Annotated in this window: 17 protein-coding genes and 1 pseudogene; 7 read left to right on the top strand and 11 right to left on the bottom strand. The window is 68.4% G+C overall.

Translation table 11 applies throughout. From position 1 onward, the window contains the following. Positions 1–63 precede the first annotated feature (63 nt). Positions 64–1254: an MFS transporter gene (locus tag AB0M51_RS33885; protein ID WP_344191983.1), complete on the top strand. Its 1191-nt coding sequence runs from the start codon at positions 64–66 to the stop codon at positions 1252–1254. Here the strand turns inward: AB0M51_RS33885 and AB0M51_RS33880 are convergent. The 4 genes from AB0M51_RS33880 to AB0M51_RS33865 all read right to left on the bottom strand — a co-directional run bounded on the left by AB0M51_RS33880 (position 1243) and on the right by AB0M51_RS33865 (position 6770). Further along, entirely contained in the window at positions 1243–3249 is a 2007-nt protein-coding gene (locus tag AB0M51_RS33880) for an AAA family ATPase (RefSeq protein WP_363752043.1), read from the bottom strand. The two genes, AB0M51_RS33885 and AB0M51_RS33880, sit on opposite strands and share 12 nt — an antisense overlap. Before the next feature lie 70 nt (positions 3250–3319). Next, a complete protein-coding gene (locus AB0M51_RS33875) occupies positions 3320–4207 on the bottom strand; it encodes a carbohydrate ABC transporter permease (RefSeq protein ID WP_363752040.1) in 888 nt (295 codons plus the stop codon). Further along, a complete protein-coding gene (locus AB0M51_RS33870; protein ID WP_363752037.1) occupies positions 4204–5148 on the bottom strand; it encodes an ABC transporter permease subunit in 945 nt (314 codons plus the stop codon). The genes AB0M51_RS33875 and AB0M51_RS33870 overlap by 4 nt, the downstream gene beginning before the upstream one ends. After that, positions 5148–6770 carry an extracellular solute-binding protein gene (locus AB0M51_RS33865; RefSeq protein ID WP_363752034.1) on the bottom strand — a complete coding sequence of 541 codons (1623 nt, stop codon included), beginning with the start codon at positions 6768–6770 and terminating at the stop codon, positions 5148–5150. The genes AB0M51_RS33870 and AB0M51_RS33865 overlap by 1 nt, the downstream gene beginning before the upstream one ends. 47 nt (positions 6771–6817) lie before the next feature. Between AB0M51_RS33865 and AB0M51_RS33860 the strand changes: the two genes are divergently transcribed. The 4 genes and pseudogenes from AB0M51_RS33860 to AB0M51_RS33845 form a co-directional block, all read left to right on the top strand. Beyond that, positions 6818–7879, top strand: a complete 1062-nt coding sequence (locus AB0M51_RS33860) for a sialidase family protein (protein ID WP_363752031.1) — start codon at positions 6818–6820, stop codon at positions 7877–7879. A gap of 14 nt (positions 7880–7893) precedes the next feature. Continuing rightward, positions 7894–8829, top strand: coding sequence for a dihydrodipicolinate synthase family protein (locus AB0M51_RS33855; protein ID WP_363752028.1), 936 nt, complete (start codon positions 7894–7896; stop codon positions 8827–8829). A gap of 31 nt (positions 8830–8860) precedes the next feature. After that, the gene (locus AB0M51_RS33850) at positions 8861–9571 is read left to right on the top strand and encodes an FCD domain-containing protein (protein WP_363752025.1); all 711 of its coding nucleotides are present in this window, start codon (positions 8861–8863) and stop codon (positions 9569–9571) included. 159 nt (positions 9572–9730) lie between these two features. Then, positions 9731–9817 (top strand): annotated as a pseudogene (locus AB0M51_RS33845) (hypothetical protein); the annotation flags it as partial. A 108-nt stretch (positions 9818–9925) separates the two neighbouring features. Here the strand turns inward: AB0M51_RS33845 and AB0M51_RS33840 are convergent. Both AB0M51_RS33840 and AB0M51_RS33835 read right to left on the bottom strand, forming a co-directional pair. Then, positions 9926–10387 carry a hypothetical protein gene (locus AB0M51_RS33840; RefSeq protein ID WP_363752022.1) on the bottom strand — a complete coding sequence of 154 codons (462 nt, stop codon included), beginning with the start codon at positions 10385–10387 and terminating at the stop codon, positions 9926–9928. A gap of 168 nt (positions 10388–10555) precedes the next feature. After that, complete coding sequence (locus AB0M51_RS33835; RefSeq protein WP_344192001.1) at positions 10556–12196, bottom strand: DNA repair helicase XPB; 1641 nt, start codon at positions 12194–12196, stop codon at positions 10556–10558. A gap of 117 nt (positions 12197–12313) precedes the next feature. Here AB0M51_RS33835 and AB0M51_RS33830 point away from each other — a divergent pair, with 117 nt between their 5' ends. Next, complete coding sequence (locus AB0M51_RS33830; protein WP_363752386.1) at positions 12314–12724, top strand: DUF4259 domain-containing protein; 411 nt, start codon at positions 12314–12316, stop codon at positions 12722–12724. Here AB0M51_RS33830 and AB0M51_RS33825 read toward each other — a convergent pair. From AB0M51_RS33825 to AB0M51_RS33805, 5 genes are all read right to left on the bottom strand, one after another. After that, complete coding sequence (locus tag AB0M51_RS33825; protein ID WP_363752018.1) at positions 12695–13225, bottom strand: AAA family ATPase; 531 nt, start codon at positions 13223–13225, stop codon at positions 12695–12697. The two genes, AB0M51_RS33830 and AB0M51_RS33825, sit on opposite strands and share 30 nt — an antisense overlap. Positions 13226–13228: 3 nt before the next feature. After that, positions 13229–15511: a helicase C-terminal domain-containing protein gene (locus AB0M51_RS33820; protein ID WP_363752015.1), complete on the bottom strand. Its 2283-nt coding sequence runs from the start codon at positions 15509–15511 to the stop codon at positions 13229–13231. Then, positions 15508–16038, bottom strand: coding sequence for a kinase (locus tag AB0M51_RS33815; protein WP_344192007.1), 531 nt, complete (start codon positions 16036–16038; stop codon positions 15508–15510). Before AB0M51_RS33815 ends, AB0M51_RS33820 begins: the two co-directional genes overlap by 4 nt. Continuing rightward, positions 16035–16817, bottom strand: coding sequence for a GNAT family N-acetyltransferase (locus tag AB0M51_RS33810; protein WP_363752011.1), 783 nt, complete (start codon positions 16815–16817; stop codon positions 16035–16037). The genes AB0M51_RS33815 and AB0M51_RS33810 overlap by 4 nt, the downstream gene beginning before the upstream one ends. Positions 16818–16973: 156 nt before the next feature. Continuing rightward, on the bottom strand, positions 16974–17339 hold the full coding sequence (locus AB0M51_RS33805) for a DUF427 domain-containing protein (protein ID WP_344192013.1): 366 nt from the start codon (positions 17337–17339) through the stop codon (positions 16974–16976). A gap of 53 nt (positions 17340–17392) precedes the next feature. Here AB0M51_RS33805 and AB0M51_RS33800 point away from each other — a divergent pair, with 53 nt between their 5' ends. Further along, positions 17393–18262 (top strand): LysR family transcriptional regulator, encoded by an 870-nt coding sequence (locus AB0M51_RS33800; protein WP_344192015.1) that lies wholly within the window; start codon positions 17393–17395, stop codon positions 18260–18262. Positions 18263–18270: the final 8 nt, after the last annotated feature.

Raw genomic sequence — 18270 nt, 5'->3', positions numbered from 1 at the left:
AGTTCGATGATCTTCGTAGTACGATGATCGTCGAACTAACGAACCTCTCCGGAAGGTCCTCAGATGTCCGCACGGATCTACCTGCTCGGCGCCGGCGCGTTCGCGGTCGGCACCAGCGCGTACGTCGTGTCCGGGGTGCTGCCCGACGTCAGCTCGGAGCTGCACGTCTCGCTGACCGCCGCGGGCCAGCTGGCCACCGCGTTCTCGCTGTCGTACGCGATCGGTGCGCCGATCCTGTCCACGCTGACCGGCCGGTGGGAGCGCCGTACCCTCCTGATCGCCGCGCTGGTCCTGGCCGCGCTCGGCAACCTGATCGCCGCCGTGGCCGACAGCTACCCGCTCCTCATCGTCGGCCGGGTCGTGGCCGCGTTCGGCGCCGCCGTGTACACCCCGGCCGCCACACTCTTCGCCACCAGCCTGTTGCCGCCCGAGGAGCGCGGCAGGGCGGTGGCCATCGTCTTCGGCGGCCTCACCTTCGCCCTGGTTCTCGGCGTACCGGCAGGCACGCTGCTGGGTCCGACGCTCGGCTACAAGGGCGTCTTCGCGCTCATCACCGCAGTCGCCGTCCTGGTAGCCGTCGCCGAGCGTGCCGCGCTGCCGAAGGTCGAGGCGGCACCTGTGGTCAGCCTGCGTGAACGTTTCGCCGGGGTGACCGACCGGCGCGTGCAGATCGTGCTGGCGATGACCGTGCTCGCTGTGCTGGCTGCCTTCAGCGTGTACATCTACATCGTCCCGCTGCTCAAGCACACCGCGGGCCTGACCGGCAGCGTCACCGGTCTGCTGCTCCTGCTGTACGGCGTGGGCGCTGTCGTGGGCAACTTCGTCGGTGGGCGGATCACCGACCGCTTCGGCAGCCTGCCCACGCTGGTGGTTCTGATGCTGGGCATCACCGCAGTCCTGGCAACGCTCGACCTGACACTGACGACAGCGGCCGGTGCCGGTGTCGCGCTCGTTGTCTGGGGGATGCTGACGTGGGCCTTCAACCCGCCGATCCAGAACCTGCTGCTGGAGCTCGGTGGCGGCCTGCTGATCTCGCTGAACGCCTCAGCGATCTACCTGGGCGCCGGGCTGTCCGCTGTGGTCGGCGGACTGGTCATCCAGACGCTAGGCGTCGGTTATCTGCCGGCGTTGGCTTCCGTGCTGTCGCTGGTGGTGCTCGGGCTGGTGTACCTGCTGTGGCGCGACCCGTCGCTGCGCCAGGTGGAGCAGTTGGAGCGTGACGAGGACCTGTATCTCACAGCCTCAGCTGACTAGTACCTCAGGCAGGTCCTCACTGTGCAGGACGACCAGTGAGGTGACGGCACGAGTCAGGCAGACGTACAGGCGTCGGAGGCCGGTCCGCTCGTCGGCCTCCCCGGCCACGATGCCGGCCGGCTCCACCAGCACCACGTGGTCGAACTCGAGACCCTTGGCGAGTGACGCCGGCACGACGTCCAGGTGAGCGTCGACGTCGTCCTCGTCGCCCAGCACCGAGAAAGCCACGCCCTGCAAGGCTTTCCTGGTCGCCGGGACCAGGGCGTCCGGGACGATCAGGCCGATCGACCCCGGCCGCTCGGACGCCTCCTGTACGGCGGTGACCGCGGCGGTGAGGCTGTCCGGTACGCGGGTGATGGTCAGCTCACCACGTGCCCGCCGTACGGCCGTCGGTGGTTTGAGGTGCGGAGCGATCGTCGGGAGCAGGCGGGCGGCGTACTCGATCACTTGACCGGGGACGCGGAAGCCGGCGGTCAGCTCCTCGGTGTGGGCGCTCGTCTTGCCGAGATGGGTCAGGGCCTCGTCCCAGGAGGGTGTAGCCCACGGTGTGGTGCCTTGAGCGATGTCACCGAGCACAGTCATCGACCCGGTGGAGCAACGACGGCCTACGGCGCGCAGTTGCATCGCGGACAGGTCCTGGGCCTCGTCCAGCACCACGTGGCCGAGCGACGGCGTACGGTCGACCAGGTCGGCGATCTCGTCGATCAGGGTGGCATCGGCAACGGACCACTTGGCGGCGCCGGGGGAGCGGGGGACCTTCTCCCAGATCAGCAGGGCCTGCTCCTCCGCGGTGAGGATGCCGTCCGCGTGCCGGGCGAGCAGGTCCGGCTCGGTGAAGAGGCGGAACAGGAGCTTGGCCGGATCCACCGCCGGCCACAGGGCCTCGGCGTACTGCTTCACCGGGCGGCTCCTGGCGACGGAGTCCTGCACGCGATCGTCCGGCGAGTCACCGGCCGCCTCCATCCGCAGCAGCACCGCATGGGCCAGCCGTTGCGGCAGCATCGCGCGGCCGGCGCCGTACCGGATGCCACGCGTCCGGAGCTCGGTGACCAGCTCTTCTGCCTGGTACGTCGCCACCCGCCAGCGGTGCGCGCCCCGCGGTACGACGAGGGCCTCCTCGGGCTGCCGCACGTGCGCCCAGACGGCCCGATGCAGGACCTCCGCCATCCGGGCGTCGCCCTTGAGGACGTCGACCGGCGCGGGGCCCGGCCCGGCGATCTTGACCCGGGCAACCATCTCCTCGACCGTCGTCTGCTTCGCCTCGATCTCACCGAGGGCCGGCAGGACGTCGCCGATGTAGCGCAGGAAGCTCGCGTTCGGGCCGACCACGAGGACACCGGCGCGGCTGAGCTGGTCCCGGTACGCGTAGAGCAGGTACGCCGCCCGGTGCAGCCCGACCGCGGTCTTCCCGGTGCCGGGCGCGCCCTGGACGCAGATGGTCTCGTCGACGCCGGCCCGGACGATCACGTCCTGCTCCGGCTGGATGGTGGCGACGATGTCGCGCATCGGGCCCGAGCGGGGCCGCTCGATCTCGGCGTCGAGGATGTCGCTGTGCTGCTCGGCCGCGCCCCCCGCGGTCAGGTCCTCGTCCTCGAAGGCGGTCATCTCGCCGTGTGTGAACCCGAACCGCCGGCGGATGCCGACGCCCATCGGCTCGGTCTTGCTGGCCCGGTAGAACGGCACCGAGATGTCCGCCCGCCAGTCCACCACCAGCGGCTCGCCGAGCGCGTCGTTCACGTGCCGGCGGCCGATGTGGAAGGTCTCCTCGGCCGGCTCCAGGTAGTCCAGCCGGCCGAAGAACAGCGGTACGTCGGGGTCGTCCTCCAGTTCCTTCATCCGCCGGAAGATCGCGGCCTGCAGGAACTCCTGGTTGACCCGGTCCGCGCTGTGGATCTCCAGCGCGCCCGTCTTCTCCCGCATCATCGCCAGCGCGGCCCGCGAGGTCTTCAGATAGTCCTTCTCGGCCTGGAGAGTGTCGGACGTGTCTGAGGGCATGCTGAAACCTCCGGCGAGTAGGGGGAGCCCAGCTACGTTACTCGACCACCATCCACCAAGAAACCGGATTTCAGCCCTTCACCGCGCCGGTCAGGACCCCCTTCGCGAAGTGCCGTTGCAGGAACGGATAGATGATCAGGATCGGCACGATCGACACCACCAGGATCGCCATCTGGATCGATGCCTGCGGCGGCAGCAGTTCGGTCCCGAGCTCGGCGCTGCCGAGCTGCGTGTCGTTGATGACGTACGTCCGCAGTACCAGCTGCAACGGCCACAGCTTGGAGTCGTTCAGGTACAGCAGCGCGGAGAAGAACGCGTTCCAGTACGCCACCGCGTAGAACAGGCCGATCACCGACAGCACGGCCTTGGACAGCGGCAGCACGATGTACGAGAACGTCATCAGCTCACCCGCCCCGTCGATCCGGGCGCTCTCGGTGATCTCGTTCGGCAGGTTCATGAAGAACGCCCGCAGTACGACGACGTTGAACGCGCTGATCATCGTCGGCACGATCAGCGCCCAGATGCTGTCCAGCAGCCCGACGCCCTTGACCGTCAGGTACAGCGGGATGATGCCGGGGGAGAACAGCATGCTGAACAGCACGATCAGCAGGATCGGCCGGCCCGCCGAGAACCCGGGCCGCGACAGCGCGTAGGCGAGCAGGCACGACACAGTCAGGCTGAGCAGCGTGCCGACGATCGTCACGAAGATGCTGACCAGCAGCGCCCGGGTCACCACGCCGCCGGCGAACAGCGACTCGTACGCCCGGAAGTTGATCGACTTCGGCAGCAGCACCAGGCCGCCGGACTCGTTGATCTGCTTGTTCGGCGCGACACTGGTCGAGATCACGCCGACGAACGGGATGATCACGACCGCGCAGAAGACCAGCAGGACCAGGCCCTTGAAGATCCGCATCGGCCAGCCGGGCATCGGTACGCCCTGGACAATCTTCCGGCTCATTTCTGGTACACCCCCTGCTCGCCGAAGATGTGCGCGACCTTGTTCGCGGTCAGCACGAGGATCACACCGACGACGCCCTTCACCAGGCCGACCGCCGCCGCGACGCCCCAGGCGCCGCCGAGCACACCGTTGTTGTAGACGTACGTGTCCAGCACCTCGCTGACGTCCCGGCCGACCGCCTGCTGCTGCAGGACGATCTGCTCGAACCCGACGGTGAGCGAGTCACCCAGCCGCAGGATGAACAGCAGGATGATGATCCCGCGCAGCCCCGGCAGCGTGACGTGCCAGAGCTGCCGCATCCGGGTCGCGCCGTCCACACTTGCCGCCTCGTACAGCTGCGAGTCGATCTGGGACAGCGCGGCCAGGAACAGGATCGTCGCCCAGCCGGTGTCCTTCCAGATGATCTGCGACGTCAGCAGCACGTGGAACAACTCGGAGTTCCCGATGATGTTGACCGTCGAGAGGTCGTGCGAGCGCAGGTAGTTGTTCAGCAGGCCGCTGCCGCCGAGCATCTGCTGGAACAGCGCGACCACGATCACCCAGGACATGAAGTGCGGCAGGTACAGGATGCTCTGCGCGATCCGCTTGATCCGCTCGGAGAACAGCGAGTTCAGCAGCAGCGCGAGCAGGATCGGCGCCGGGAACACGAACACCGACTGCAGGCTGGTGAGGATCAGCGTGTTCTTCAACGCCCGCAGGAACGCCGGGTCGCCGTTGAAGATCACGCTGAAGTTCTCCCAGCCCGACCAGTCGCTGCCGCCGATCCCGAGGAACGGCTGGTAGTCCTTGAACGCGATGACGTTGCCCAGCAGCGGCACGTAGTGGAACGCGATGATCAACGCGACCCCGGGCAGCGCGAACAGCAGCAGCACGCGGTCCCGCAGCAGCCGCCGGCCGAGGCTCAGCTGCTGCTGCGGCCGCTTGAAAGTCCGTTGCAGCATTACTTCCCGCCTGCCGTGGCGAAAGCGTCCTGCAGTTCGCCGCGGATCTTCTCACCGCCGGACGACAGGAACGTCTTGACTCCCGCGGCCCAGTCCGACACGGGCTTCTTCCCCTGCACGATCTGGTTCTCCAGGTCGTTCATGGACTTCACCAGCTGCGCCGACTTCTTCGACGACGTGTCGGAGTACAGGCCGTACGACGCGTCGTACACCAGCCGGTCCGCGACCTTCGCCTGGATCGCGTGCTGCTTCTGCGGCACGTCAGGCTTGCCGGCCCAGTAGAGCGCCAGCGTGGAGTCGCTGATGTACTGCAGACCGATGCCGGTCTCGACCGTACCGACCTTCGTCGGAACCGGGTCCGTGCCCTGCAGCGTGTAGTGCCGCCCGGCCACGCCGTACTTGCGGAACAGGTACTCCTCGGTGCCGAACGGCGCCGCCATCCAGTTCGCGATCTTCAGCAGCGTCTCGGCGGAGTGCTTGCTGTCCTTGTTGAACGACGTCACGTTGTTCAACGCCGCACCCATCCACGGCTTGCCCTCGCCGCCGGCGAACCCCGGTACGTCGAGCATGTTGACCCCGAACGCCGGTCCGGCCGTGTTGTCGTTGTAGTACTGGTTCCACGCGACGAAACTGTCGTAGTCGAAGGCCGCGATACCGCCGTTGAACCACTGCTTGCGGGCGCTCGCCTTGTCGTTGAACGCATCCGGGTTGACGACGCCGGCGGCGACCAGCTTGCGCGCCGCCTCGAGCGCCTCGGTGTTCGCGTCCGCCTCGTACATCGAGGTGAACTTGCCGCCGTCTTCCTTCCAGTTGTTGGGAAGACCAAGCATCATCCGGAGGTACGACAGCGGTACCCGGGTCCACGCCCAGCGGTTGTCCTTCGCCGAGGTCATCTCCTTGCACAGGTCGAAGAACTCCTGGAAGTTCTTCGGCGCCGGGTCGGTGATGCCCTTCGCGGCGAGCAGGTCCGTGCGGTACAGCGGCAGCGACGTCCGGGACATGCCGCGCGGCACCGGGACGCCGTAGATCGCGCCGTTGAAGACGCAGCCCTTCCAGTACTCGGTCGGGATGTTGGCCAGGAACGGGTACTTCTTCGCGGCGTCGCCGGACAGGTGCTCGGTCAGGTCCATGCACTTGGACTTCACCAGGCCGGGGATCTGCGGGGTGTCGGTCGGGATGTTCAGGATGTCCGGCAGGTCACCGCCCGCGATCCGGGTCGCGAACTTGTCCTTGTACTCGTCGTTCGACGCCATGCTGATCTGCAGCTCGGAGCCGAGGCGCTTGTTGACTTCCTGCCAGAACTGGTTCTTGTCGGCGGCCGGCGGGATCGCGCCGGGGATGTTCGTCATGAACGTGATCGGCTTGCCGTCGCCGGGGACGTCGGTGATCGCCTTCACCGGGCTCGCCGGGTACTTGAGGAACCCGTCGAGCACCACGTCGGTGCCGGGCAGGTCCGGCTTCACCTCGCCGTACTTCACGTACGTCGGCAGCTTCACGGCCGCGTTCGCGGCGGCGGTGTTCTTCTTGTCGGACGCGCACCCCGCCAGCAGCGGCGTACCCGTGACCGCGACAGCGGCAGCGGCCAGGCCGCCACCGAGGAAACTTCTTCTGCTGACCGGCATGAGGCCTCACTTCCATCGGAGGGCCACACCATGACATAGTACGTCCTATGTCTTCAAGAGTCGGCGCTTCGGAAATCTTCGATCCGGCGGGCAGCGGGTATCACACGTTCCGCATCCCGGCGGTGCTGGCGCGTGGCTCGGTGCTGCTCGCGTTCTGTGAGGGCCGGCTGCACGGGTCGGGTGACGCCGGTGAGATCGAGGTGGTGCTGCGGCGCTCGCTCGACGGCGGCCGGACCTGGCTGCCGTTGCAGGTGGTGTCCGCGGCGCCCGGCAAGACCTGCGGGAACCCGGTGCCGCTGCTCGACCCGGCGTCCGGCGACATCGTGCTCGTGACCGTGCAGAACGGCGCGGACGCGGTCGAGATGTCGCTTGCCCGCGGCACCGATCCGGTCTCCGGCCGGCGGATTTTCGTGCAGCGTTCGTCCGACGACGGCGCGACCTGGAGCCCGACGGTCGAGATCACGGCGCAGGTCAAGCCGGACGACTGGGGCTGGTACGCGACCGGTCCGTGTCACGGGATCACCTTGCGTACCGGGCGGCTCGTCGTACCGGCGAACCACTCGTTCGTGCCGTCCGAGCCGGTCGAGGACCTGACCCGGCTGAACGGCGGGCACTGCATCTACAGCGACGACGGCGGTGTCACCTGGTCGGTCGGGTTCGTCGACCGCAACGACGGCCCGGAGATCAACGCGAACGAGACCGCCGTCGCCGAACTGCCCGACGGGCGGCTGTACTTCAATGCCCGCAACCACCAGGGCACCGGTCCCGCTCGTGTGCACGCCTGGTCGTCGGACGGCGGCCGGACCCTGGACGCGCCGTACGCCGGGATCCCCGAGATCACCGCGCCGGGGATCCAGGGCAGCGTGCTGTGCCTGCCGGACGGGCGGCTGCTGTTGTCCACGCCGGTGAACCCGACGTCCCGCCGGGAACTGACCGTTTTCGTCAGCTCGGACGCAGGAGCCTCCTGGAAGCCGGAGCTGGTCGTGCACGAGGGCATGGCCGGGTATTCCGACCTGGTGCTGCTCCCGGACGGTTCGGTCGGCATCTTCTACGAGGCCGGTGAGACGTCCTCGTTCGCGACCTTGCGCTTCGCCACATTCGCCCTTTAGAGGTTGGAGTTGTTTTGACCGAGTCCGCCCAGCTGACCGGCGTCGTACCGCCGCTCGTCACCCCGCTCACCCCGTCGTACGACGTCGACACAGCGTCCCTGGCCCGGCTGATCCAGTACCAGCTCACCGGGGGTGTGGACGGGGTGTTCGTGCTCGGCACCTCCGGCGAGGGAACGTTCCTGACGGACGAGCAGCGCCAGGTCGTGCTGGAGACGACCGTCGCGGAGGTCGCCGGCCAGGTGCCGGTGCTGGCCGGTGTCATCGACACCTCCACCAACCGCGTCGCCGCCCATGTCTCGGCCGCCCTGAAGGCCGGCGTGGACGGACTGGTCGCCACAGCTCCCTTCTACGCCGCCACGCATCCCGCGGAGATCGAGCGGCACTTCAAGCGGCTGGCCGCGCAGGCCGAGGACACCCCGCTGTATGCCTACGACATCCCACCCCGGGCCGGCACGAAGCTGCCCGCATCCCTCGTCATCTCCCTGGGGGAACAGGGCGTGATCGCCGGCGTGAAGGATTCGTCCGGCCAGGAGACCTCGCTCCGCGAACTGGTCATCTCCCGCCGCGAGAAGCACCTCGACGGTTTCACGATCATGACCGGCTCCGAGGTGACGGTCGACTCCTCGCTGGCCTTCGGCGTCGACGGCGTCGTACCCGGCCTGGGCAACGTGGACCCTGCGGGCTACGTGCGGTTGTACAAGGCGGCTGTCGCCGGGGAGGCCGTGGCGGCGCGTGAGGAGCAGGACCGGCTGTTCCGGCTGTTCGACATCATCAAGGTGCCCGACCGGTCCCGGATGGGCGCCAGTTCGTCGGCGTTGGGTGCGTTCAAGGCGGGCCTGCACCTGCTGGGCGTGATCGACTGCCCGATCACGGCGTACCCGTGTATTCCGTTGAGCGACACGGAGATCGCCGCGATCCGGCCGCTACTGGACCGCGCCGGATTACACTGAACGGTCCAACGGGGTCCAAGGGAGGCGTGCGGTGACAACGGGTGGACTCAGCCGGGCACGCGGCGCAGCCGGGAACCAGTCCTTCATCCGGGACGCGATGAAGTCGTACATCCTGGAGCGCGGGCTGAAGGCCGGTGATCCGCTGCCGAACGAGCAGGACCTGATGGCCCAACTCGGCGTCGGCCGGCACCCGCTCCGCGAGGCGATGAAGGCACTGCAGGCCGTCGGGATCATCGAGATCCGGCACGGCTACGGCACGTACGTGGGCGAGGTCAACCTCCAGTCCCTGGAGGACGGCCTGGCCTTCCGCATGTCCCAGTCGATGGCCGGCGACCTCCGCGACGTACAGAACGTCCTGGAGGTCCGCCAGGCCATCGAGGTCGGCTTGGCCGACGACGTGGTCGAACACTTCAAGAACCACGGCTACAAGACCCTCGAGCCCATCGTCGAACGCATGGAAGCCCAGGCCGCCGAAGGCAACTACTTCCCCGACGAGGACTGGGCCTTCCACCAGGCCCTGTACGAGCCCCTGGGCAACGCCCTGGTGATCGACCTACTGTCGGTCTTCTGGCGAACCTTCGCCCAGGTCGACGCCCGCCTCCCCGGCGCCCGCTACACCCCCGCCGACGCCGCCGCCTGGCACCGAGACCTCCTCAGAGCCCTCGAATCCGGCAACCCCACCACCTACGCCACCTCGATGAAGTCCCACTTCAACGGCATCCACACCCGCCTGGGCGAGTAGGGGGCGAGGTACACACCGACAGGACATGTAGCCCAAAGCGGCGCGGGGGAGGACCCGGTTGAGCGCAGATGTCCTGAGTGCCGGAGGACATGTCCTGTCGCTCTGTCCCCTGTGGACAACCGAAGTCGCGAGTGGGCCCCGATCAGGCACCATCCACCGATGGAATCGCTCTCGGAGATCCTCGGACGGCAGGGCGGCTGGGCCACGTTCTCCGACCTGGCCACTTTCGTCTCGAGGAAAGCACTCAGGGCTGCCCTTGCGCGGGGAGAAGTGCAGCGGATCGGGCGTGGGATCTACGCTCTGCCTGAACTTCCGGCCGGCATCGCGGCGGCGCTCTCGTACGACGGTGTCCTCTCACACACGAGCGCGGCAGCAGCGATGGGCTTCCCGTTGCTGGTGGCACCGGAGAAGCCGCACATCATCGTCCCGCCGAACCGCCACTCTCGCTCCGGCCCACCTGCTGTCCTGCACTGGGCCGACACAGACTCCGACGAGCGCCGGAGGCGGATCACCGCACCACTGCGGACAGTAGTCGACTCCGCTCGCATTCTCCCGTTCGGTGAAGGCCTCGCCGTCGCGGACGCGGCGCTCGGCACCGGTCGGATCAGTCAGGACGAACTGCTGGCGGCGACCGCGGCGATCCGCGGCTACGGTTGTCCCAACGCCCGCGCTGTGGCTGAGGCCGCGATCGGCTTGTCCGGCAGTTTCCTCGAATCCATGCTCCGGGCCCTTCTGATCAGCGCGGGCATCGACGGGTTCGAACCACAACTCGTGGTGGGCAACGGGTCGTTCCGCGCCCGGGTCGACCTCGGTCATCGGCGACCCCGCCTGGGTGGTCGCCACTGTCCGCTCGGTGTTGGCTCAGCGTCTGGCCGCCTGAGGTACACAGTGACAGGAGATGTCTTGCTTGATCGAGCGACCGTGACCGCGGCCGAGCGCGCCGCGGGACGGGTTGATCCGACATCTCCTGTCGGTCTGTACCGCTCAGGCGAACAGGTTCTCTGCGTCCACGATCGTATAGGCGTAGCCCTGTTCGGCGAGGAAGCGTTGGCGGTGGGCGGCGAATTCGGCGTCGATGGTGTCGCGGGCGACGATGGAGTAGAAGCGGGCGGTGCGGCCGTCGCCCTTGGGGCGGAGGACGCGGCCGAGGCGTTGGGCTTCTTCCTGGCGGGAGCCGAAGGTGCCGGAGACCTGGATGGCCACCGACGCTTCGGGGAGGTCGATGGAGAAGTTGGCGACCTTGCTGACCACCAGGCGGGTGATCTCGCCGTGCCGGAAGGCGTCGAACAGGCGCTGCCGTTCGCGGACGGTGGTTTCGCCCTTGATCACCGGGCATTCGAGGCGCTCGCCCAGCTCGTCCAGCTGGTCGATGTACTGACCGATGACGAGCAGCGGTTCGCCCGCGTGGTGCTCGGCGATGCGGCGTACCAGCTTGGACTTGGCCGGCGTGGACGCGGCCAGCCGGTAGCGGTCCTCCGGCTCGGCCGTCGCGTACACGAACCGCTCGGTCTGCTCCAGGTCCACCCGTACTTCGACGCAGTCCGCGGGCGCGATCCAGCCCTGCGCCTCGATGTCCTTCCACGGCGCGTCGTACCGCTTCGGCCCGATCAGCGAGAACACGTCGCCCTCGCGCCCGTCCTCGCGGACCAGCGTCGCGGTCAGCCCGAGCCGCCGGCGGGTCTGCAGGTCCGCCGTCATCCGGAAGATCGGCGCCGGCAACAGGTGCACCTCGTCGTACACGATCAGGCCCCAGTCGCGGGCGTCGAACAGCTCCAGGTGCGTGTAGACGCCCTTCCGCCGCGTCGTCATGACCTGGTACGTCGCGATCGTGACCGGGCGGATCTCCTTGCGCGCCCCGGAGTACTCGCCGATCTCGTCCTCGGTCAGCGTCGTACGGCGCAGCAGCTCGTCCTTCCACTGCCGGGCGGACACCGTGTTCGTGACCAGGATCAGCGTGGTCGCGGACGCCTGCGCCATCGCGGCCGCGCCGACGATCGTCTTGCCGGCGCCACACGGGAGCACGACGACACCGGAGCCGCCGTGCCAGAACGAGTCGGTCGCCTGCTCCTGGTACGGCCGCAGCTCCCAGCCGTCCGTCACCAGGTCGATCTGGTGCGCCTCGCCGTCGACGTACCCGGCCAGGTCCTCGGCCGGCCAGCCCAGCTTCAGCAAGGTCTGCTTGAGGTGGCCGCGCTCCGACGGGTGCACCAGGACGGTGTCGTCGTCGAGCCGTGCGCCCAGCATCGGCTTCACCTTGTTGCTGCGCAGGACCTCTTCCAGCACCGGCCGGTCGGTCGTCACGAGTACCAGCCCGTGCTGCGGGTGCTTCTCGAGCCGCAGCCGCCCGTACCGATCCAGGGTCTCGGCGATGTCGACCAGCAGCGAGTGGGGGACCGGGTAGCGGCTGTAGCGCAGCAGTACGTCGATCACCTGCTCCGCGTCATGCCCGGCGGCCCGTGCGTTCCACAGGCCGAGCGGGGTCAGCCGGTACGTGTGCACGTGCTCCGGCGCCCGCTCCAACTCGGCGAACGGCGCTATCGCCTTCCGGCACTCGTTGGCGTCCGCATGCGCCGTCTCCAACAACAAGGTCTTGTCCGACTGCACGATCAAAGGACCGTCCGTCACCACAGCTCCCATCCACGACACCCGACCCTCCATTGTGCCTGTTCCGGCCAAACACCGTTCGAGGTGGAGGCAAAGTCGACTGAGCCTCCGCAACCTGGGGTTGTAGATTGCGCTGCCATGGGAACTTGGGATGCGTCGGTGTTCGGGAACGATGACGCTGCAGACTGGGTGGGTGATCTGGCCGATGGTGGGACGACGGACCAGGTTGAGGATCTCCTTCGCGAGGTAGCCGGGTTGTCCCTGGACGACTACCTGGAGGCTGGGCAGGGAGCAGAAGCGCTGGCCGCAGCGGAGCTGGTGGCTGTCGCGCTAGGGCGTGGGTTGCCGCCCAACCCGTACAGCGAGTCCGGTGTCGCGTGGGTCGCGCAGCACCCTGAGGTGGCGAAGCTGCAGAGTGTCGCGAAGGCGGCGGTCGAGCGAGTCCGGGCCGACGAGTCGGAGTTGCTCGAGCTCTGGCAGGAAGCGGATCCGTCAGCGTACGACGCGTGGCAGGCGGCGTTAGTCGACTTGTCCGCCCGGTTGGGCTGAGCTACTCCACCCGGCTCTGACAGTGTCGAGCTGTTGTTGGAGGGGCCAGTTCGCCTGGACCGTGATGGCTTCGGTGGGGGGTTGGAAGCGCCGGTGGACGCGTTGGATGACGGCGTCGGAGAGTTTGTGGCGGTCAGGGGCGGGGATGGTTCGGCGAGACGCGAGCAGGACGTCGTCGGCGGCTACGTAGACGACTTGGTGGTCGATGCCTTGTGCGGCGGCGAAGGATTGCCAGCGTTGGCGGTCGTGGTTGGTGGGGTTGACCCAGCTGAGGACCACCACCTCGAAACCATCAGTCAGATGCTGAGTGATGCGGGTTTCCGCCTGGCGGATGGTTTCGGGCCATTCGGCCATCGGTACGCCGTCCTCGATGCGGAAGCCGCGTTCGCGGTTGATGTGGTCCAGTTCGACGACCGCGGCGCCTCTTTCTTCAAGGGCGCGGCCCAGGGTGGTTTTACCGCTGTAGGGGAGTCCGGTCAGGATCAGCAGCAGTGCGGGCAAGCTTCACTCCACGGGACGGGCGGCTGAGATTCGGTGTAGGGCGTAGGTGCGAGGGGCTTCGGTGGTGTCGTCGTAGGCGGTGAGCCAGCCGTCGGCGACGCGGGCCGGTTCTACGATGCGTTCGGAGGCGTGGCCGTTGTGGTCGACGTACGAGATCCAGGTCCGGGTGTGGGCCTCGGCGGCGTTCGTGAGGATGGCGATCGTCTCCGCGGGAGCGGCCGGCTCGACCAGGCCCTCGTCGCCGGGGCGTTCGGCGGCGATGCGGTCGCCGGTGCGGACCTTTTCGATGACGGCCTTCACCTGCTCGTCGGTGAGGTCGAACGCGCTCTCGTTGAAGTCCCGGCTGGTACGGCGTCGCGGTGCCTCGCCCCGGCGCGGCGTACCGGTGACATGCAGCGCGCCGTCGAAGGTCTCCGCCAGCGGCGCCAGCCCGGCGTCTCGCAGCCTGCTGAGCACCATGTCGGGCGGTGACGGCGACACCACCACGGTCGGCGCCAACCGCCGGAAACGCACACCAGGCAGGTTCGAGCTGAGCAGTTGCGTCAGCACGGCCTCGTCGTCACACCGCAGGTACGTCGATGCCGTCCCCAGCCGCAGTACGCCGTGCCGCCGCGCTACGTCGTCGACGAGGTACGCCAGCGGCTGCGGCACCGGCGTACGCGAGTGTTCGGCCAGCCACGCGTGCAACTGCTCAGCCGTACGCCCTAGGTCGAATGCACGCCGTACCGAGCTCTCACTGAACCGATAGACACCAGCTCCACCGTCCGACTCCACGTCGGCCATAGCTGACAGCTCGTCCTGCACAGACCGCACCAACGGACCAGGAGCAACAGCCGTGAGGTCAGCCTGCAGCAGCACCTCAGACACCGGCTCCGGCATCAGCGGGCTGATTGCCTCTGCCAGCTCGTCAGCCGTCGGCTCAGCACCCAGCAAAGGCTGCGCGTGCTTCGCCAACGACCCCAGCCCGGTCAGCCCGAGCAGGGCCGCCTCAGAGATGCTCCACTCGACCAGATCGTCCCGGAACTGCCCGCCACGCCGAGGCCGATGCCAGGCCACCCAGGTCACCACAGCCTCTGGTGCAGGCGCCGTACCTGTGCCGGCATCGGCCAGTGCCTGCAGCGCCAGCAACCGGATCTCGGGCGCCAGCAACCGCTCCAGGTCCGGGGCCAACGCGTTGATCAGCCGCTCGCGTGCTGTCGCGCTACTGCCGGTGCTGTCGCGCCGTCCGATCAGCCCGATCGCCCTGAGCCCGTTGAACCACGCGACAACCAGCTGCGCCCAGCGATGCGCCAGGTCCAGCTCCAGCCAGTCGTCGTACGCACTCGTGGGCAGCCAGAGCTCACTGGTACCGACTTCGACCGCAGCGACCAGCCCGGCCGCATAAGCCATTTCCAGCACAGCCGCGGCCGTGTGCTCTTCCGCACCGATCTTCCCGGCCAGACTGCGCAGGTCGCGGACCCCAACGCCGCCGGTACGAAGCACCGGCGGAGGCTCCGTCCCCAACTGCTCCAAAGCACGATCCACGAGCCGCACGACGTCCAGCGCAGCACCGGCCGCGGCCCGGTCGGCGATCATGGCCGACACCTTCTTGCCGTCCAACGGAGGCGGCACCGGACGGGTCGACGCCAGCACCCGACCGCCGCGCAGGTGCAGTCCGATCTGCCGGGGCAGGACGACGGTGTTCGCGTCCTTCGGTACGACGAGCCCGCGGGCCAGCAACCGCTCCACCGGCGTCCGGGCGGACGCGATCGTCACCGGCCGGTCCGCCTTCTCGACCGACCCGGTCGGCGGGCCCCACGCCAGTTTCTCGAGTACGGCGCGCGCGTCCGGGCCCGCGTCCTCGATCAGCTTGTCCAGGTCCCCGAAGTGCCGGGTGGTACTCGGACCGAGCCCCGCCGGGGTCGGCCCGAGCAACTCGTGCACCGCCCGGATCGGCCGCAGGTCGTCCTCGGTGCCCCACACCAGCGCAAGCTCGAGCAACTCGGCGACCCGCGGCTGGACGACGTCCGCCGGCTGCCCGACGCCCTGCGCCAGCGCGGCCAGATCGACCGGCTCGGGGAGCGCGGACAACGCCTCCAGCAGGTCCACGCCGAACTCGTCGAGCCGGTTGATCGCGCGCGCCGCCGACGCGTTGCTGGTCGCCCGCGCGGCCAGCTGTCCGGTGTCCCCCGGGATCGGCAGCGCCAGGTCGGGACGCCGGCGGAGCAGCTCGCCGAGCGCGGCGTCGCCCCAGCTCCGCAGCGCCTCGGCGAGGGTACGGGGGCGGGTCGGCTCGGTCGTGCTCATCCTTCCAAAGGTACGGGATCCGCGCGGAGGTCGGTCAGGATCCGGGTCACCGTCTCGTCGAGCGCGCTGCCCGGGCCGATCACGGTCTGTTCGACACCGTCCAGTAGGTCGCGCTCGCGGTACCACTCCCGCATCGCGTCCGGCCCGAACTCGTGGCGGTTGTCCCGGGTCCCGTGCCGGGCGACGGTCTCGGCGAACGGGATGTCGAAGTAGTAGTGCAACGTCGTCCCGCGGTGTTCGGCCGTCAGCCGGCGGAGCATGTCGCCGTACCGGCCGGCGTTCAGGATGCCCTCGAGGACCACGTCGTACCCGTGGTCGAGGGCGTACCTGACGTTCAGGTCGATCAGGCCGATGTTCACACCGCCCGGTACGTCGTGCTCGCGGAGCAGGATGCGGCGCAGGTGGTCCTGCTCGACCCAGGCCGTACCGCGGCCGAGGCGTTCGCGGAGCGTCCGGGCAGTGGTGGTCTTGCCGGAGCCCGAGTTGCCGCGCAGTACGACGAGGCGGGTGCTCGGGCTCCCGGTCACTCCGCTGCTCCCGTGTGACCGATCCGGTGGAAGCCGACGCGCTCGTAGACGGCAGCCACCGCATCGTCCTCGGCAGAGAGCAGTACGAGGTCCACACCGTTGTCCAAGGCGTGCTGGACGAGCGTTGAGGTCACGGCAGCGGCCAGGCCTCGTCGCCGGAGCGCGGGCAGCGTGCCGACGCCGACGATCTCGGTAGCCGCGCCGACCGGCTGGTGAGTACCAGCAGCGACCAGACCCTCCTCGGTGAACGCCCCAGCGCCGACTGACACGCCACGGCCTATCCGGTCGCGCAGCGTTGCCACCATCTCGTCTGCGAGCTGAGCAGCCGCGGTGTCCCTCTCGGCAGGCCCTGCGTTCCCAACGGCCGTACCGGACTCGCCGAAGGCCAGGTTGACGACAGCCCGTGCCTGGCGGACTACGTCCTCGTCAGCAGACAGGACCTCACAGCGCGCATCAGCCACGGCAGGGCGGAAGTCAGCACGCTCCAGCACCAGCAGCGGGTGCTGAACGACCTCGAGCCCGGCAGCCGCAGCAGCGTCTCCCAGCGACGGGCAGGTCTCGACGACCCATTCGAAGCTCAGCGGGATCTCCAGCTCGGCGCAACGCTTCCGCACCAGCTCCACGTCGCTAGGCTCGATTGTTGCCCCGCTACCGGGGACAGGGCGCGCGTAGTACGGCCAGATCGTCGTACTGCGGAACAAGGTGAAGGGACCGACCTGCTCAGCCTCCGCCCCGGACAGCGGGACGGCGTGGAGGTAGTCGTCGACTCTGGTAATCATCGCGAAGCAGTGAACCACCCGGACCGGTCACTCGCCAACGGTTAAGCCAAGGAGGAACAGATGGAGCACGTGAGGTCGCGCAGCAGGTGACCGCCACACCCGACCTGACGCACGCCGTACTGCCGGAAGCCCTGGCTCCGGTCTTGAAGGACTTCCTCAGGCGGTGATCTCGATCGACACCTTGTCCGGGTAGAACGCGACGTGGTCCCGGATGTCGGCGACCGCGTCGTACGGCTGCTCGTACGTCCAGACCGCGTTCTCCGCGTCGGGCAGCAGCGTGTAGTAGGAGGCGTCGCCCTTGTAGGGGCAGTACGTCTGGTGGTCGGTGCGCTCGAGCTGCGCGAAGTCGACGTCCGCCCGCGGGATGTACTGCACCGCGGGGTAGTTCGCCTCCTGCAGCGACAGCGCGTCCCGGGTGTCCGCGACGACCCGGTCACCGACCTTCACGACGACACGGTCCGGGTTCTTCACCACAGTGATCGGGTGGTCCGGCCCGGGAATCTTCACAGTCTTCTCCGCCATGACCAAGCACAACCCCGCCCGCCCGCGCCCCATTCCCGCGCGATGATCGGCACATGGAGTTTCGGCAGATTCAGTACTTCGTCACGGTCGCGGAGGTGCTGAACTTCGGGCGTGCGGCCGAGCAGCTCGGCATCGGTCAGCCCGGTGTCAGTCAGCAGGTCGCCCGGCTCGAACGCGAGCTCGGCGTCCAGCTCTTCGACCGCTCCGCCCGCGCCATCCGTCTCACCGAGCCCGGCCAGCGCTTCCTCCCCGCCGCGAGAGCAGTCCTGGCCGCAGTAGAAACCGCCCGAGCAGCCGCGACCGGATCGAGCAGAACCCTCCGGCTGGGTACCAGCACAGGGCTAGGAGAACGGCTGGAGACGGTCGTCGCGGAACTCTCGTCCCAGGGCCTGTACGTCGAGCTTGTGAGTACGTCGACCCGCGCCCGCCTGGACCGGGTGCGAAGCAGACAACTCGACGCCGCTTTCGTCCGAGGCACCACTGAGGCCGCCGGACTGGAATTTCTGCCCGTCTGGGAAGACGATCTGCTCGTCGCCCTCCCCAAAGCAACCGCGCCCGACGGCACCGTGTCATTGAAAGACCTCCGCCAGATCCCGCTGAGAATCACCCAGCGCCGGACCAACCCGCCGCTCGTCGACCTGGTCATATCGGCCTGCGCCGCCGAAGGCTTCGAGCCGGTCCTGGGCCCCCGCTCCAGCAGCCTCCAGGACACCCACGCCGCGATCGGCGCCGGCACCCCGAGCTGGACCGTCATCTACGAGTCGCACGCCCGCCTGCTCCGTGAGGGCCGAGTGGCGTTCCGTCGCCCGCGGCCCCGGCTGGCGCTCACGACCAGCCTCGCGGTCCCCGCCGGTACGACGGTCGGCGGCGACCTCGCCGTACTGCTGGCGGCCTGCCGGAAGGCGTCCGATCAGTTCGAGTGATCGGAGCA

This window comes from Kribbella sp. NPDC051137, from assembly GCF_040682535.1.
Classification (GTDB): Bacteria; Actinomycetota; Actinomycetes; order Propionibacteriales; family Kribbellaceae; genus Kribbella; species Kribbella karoonensis.
This window is presented reverse-complemented; position numbering and strand designations above follow the sequence as displayed.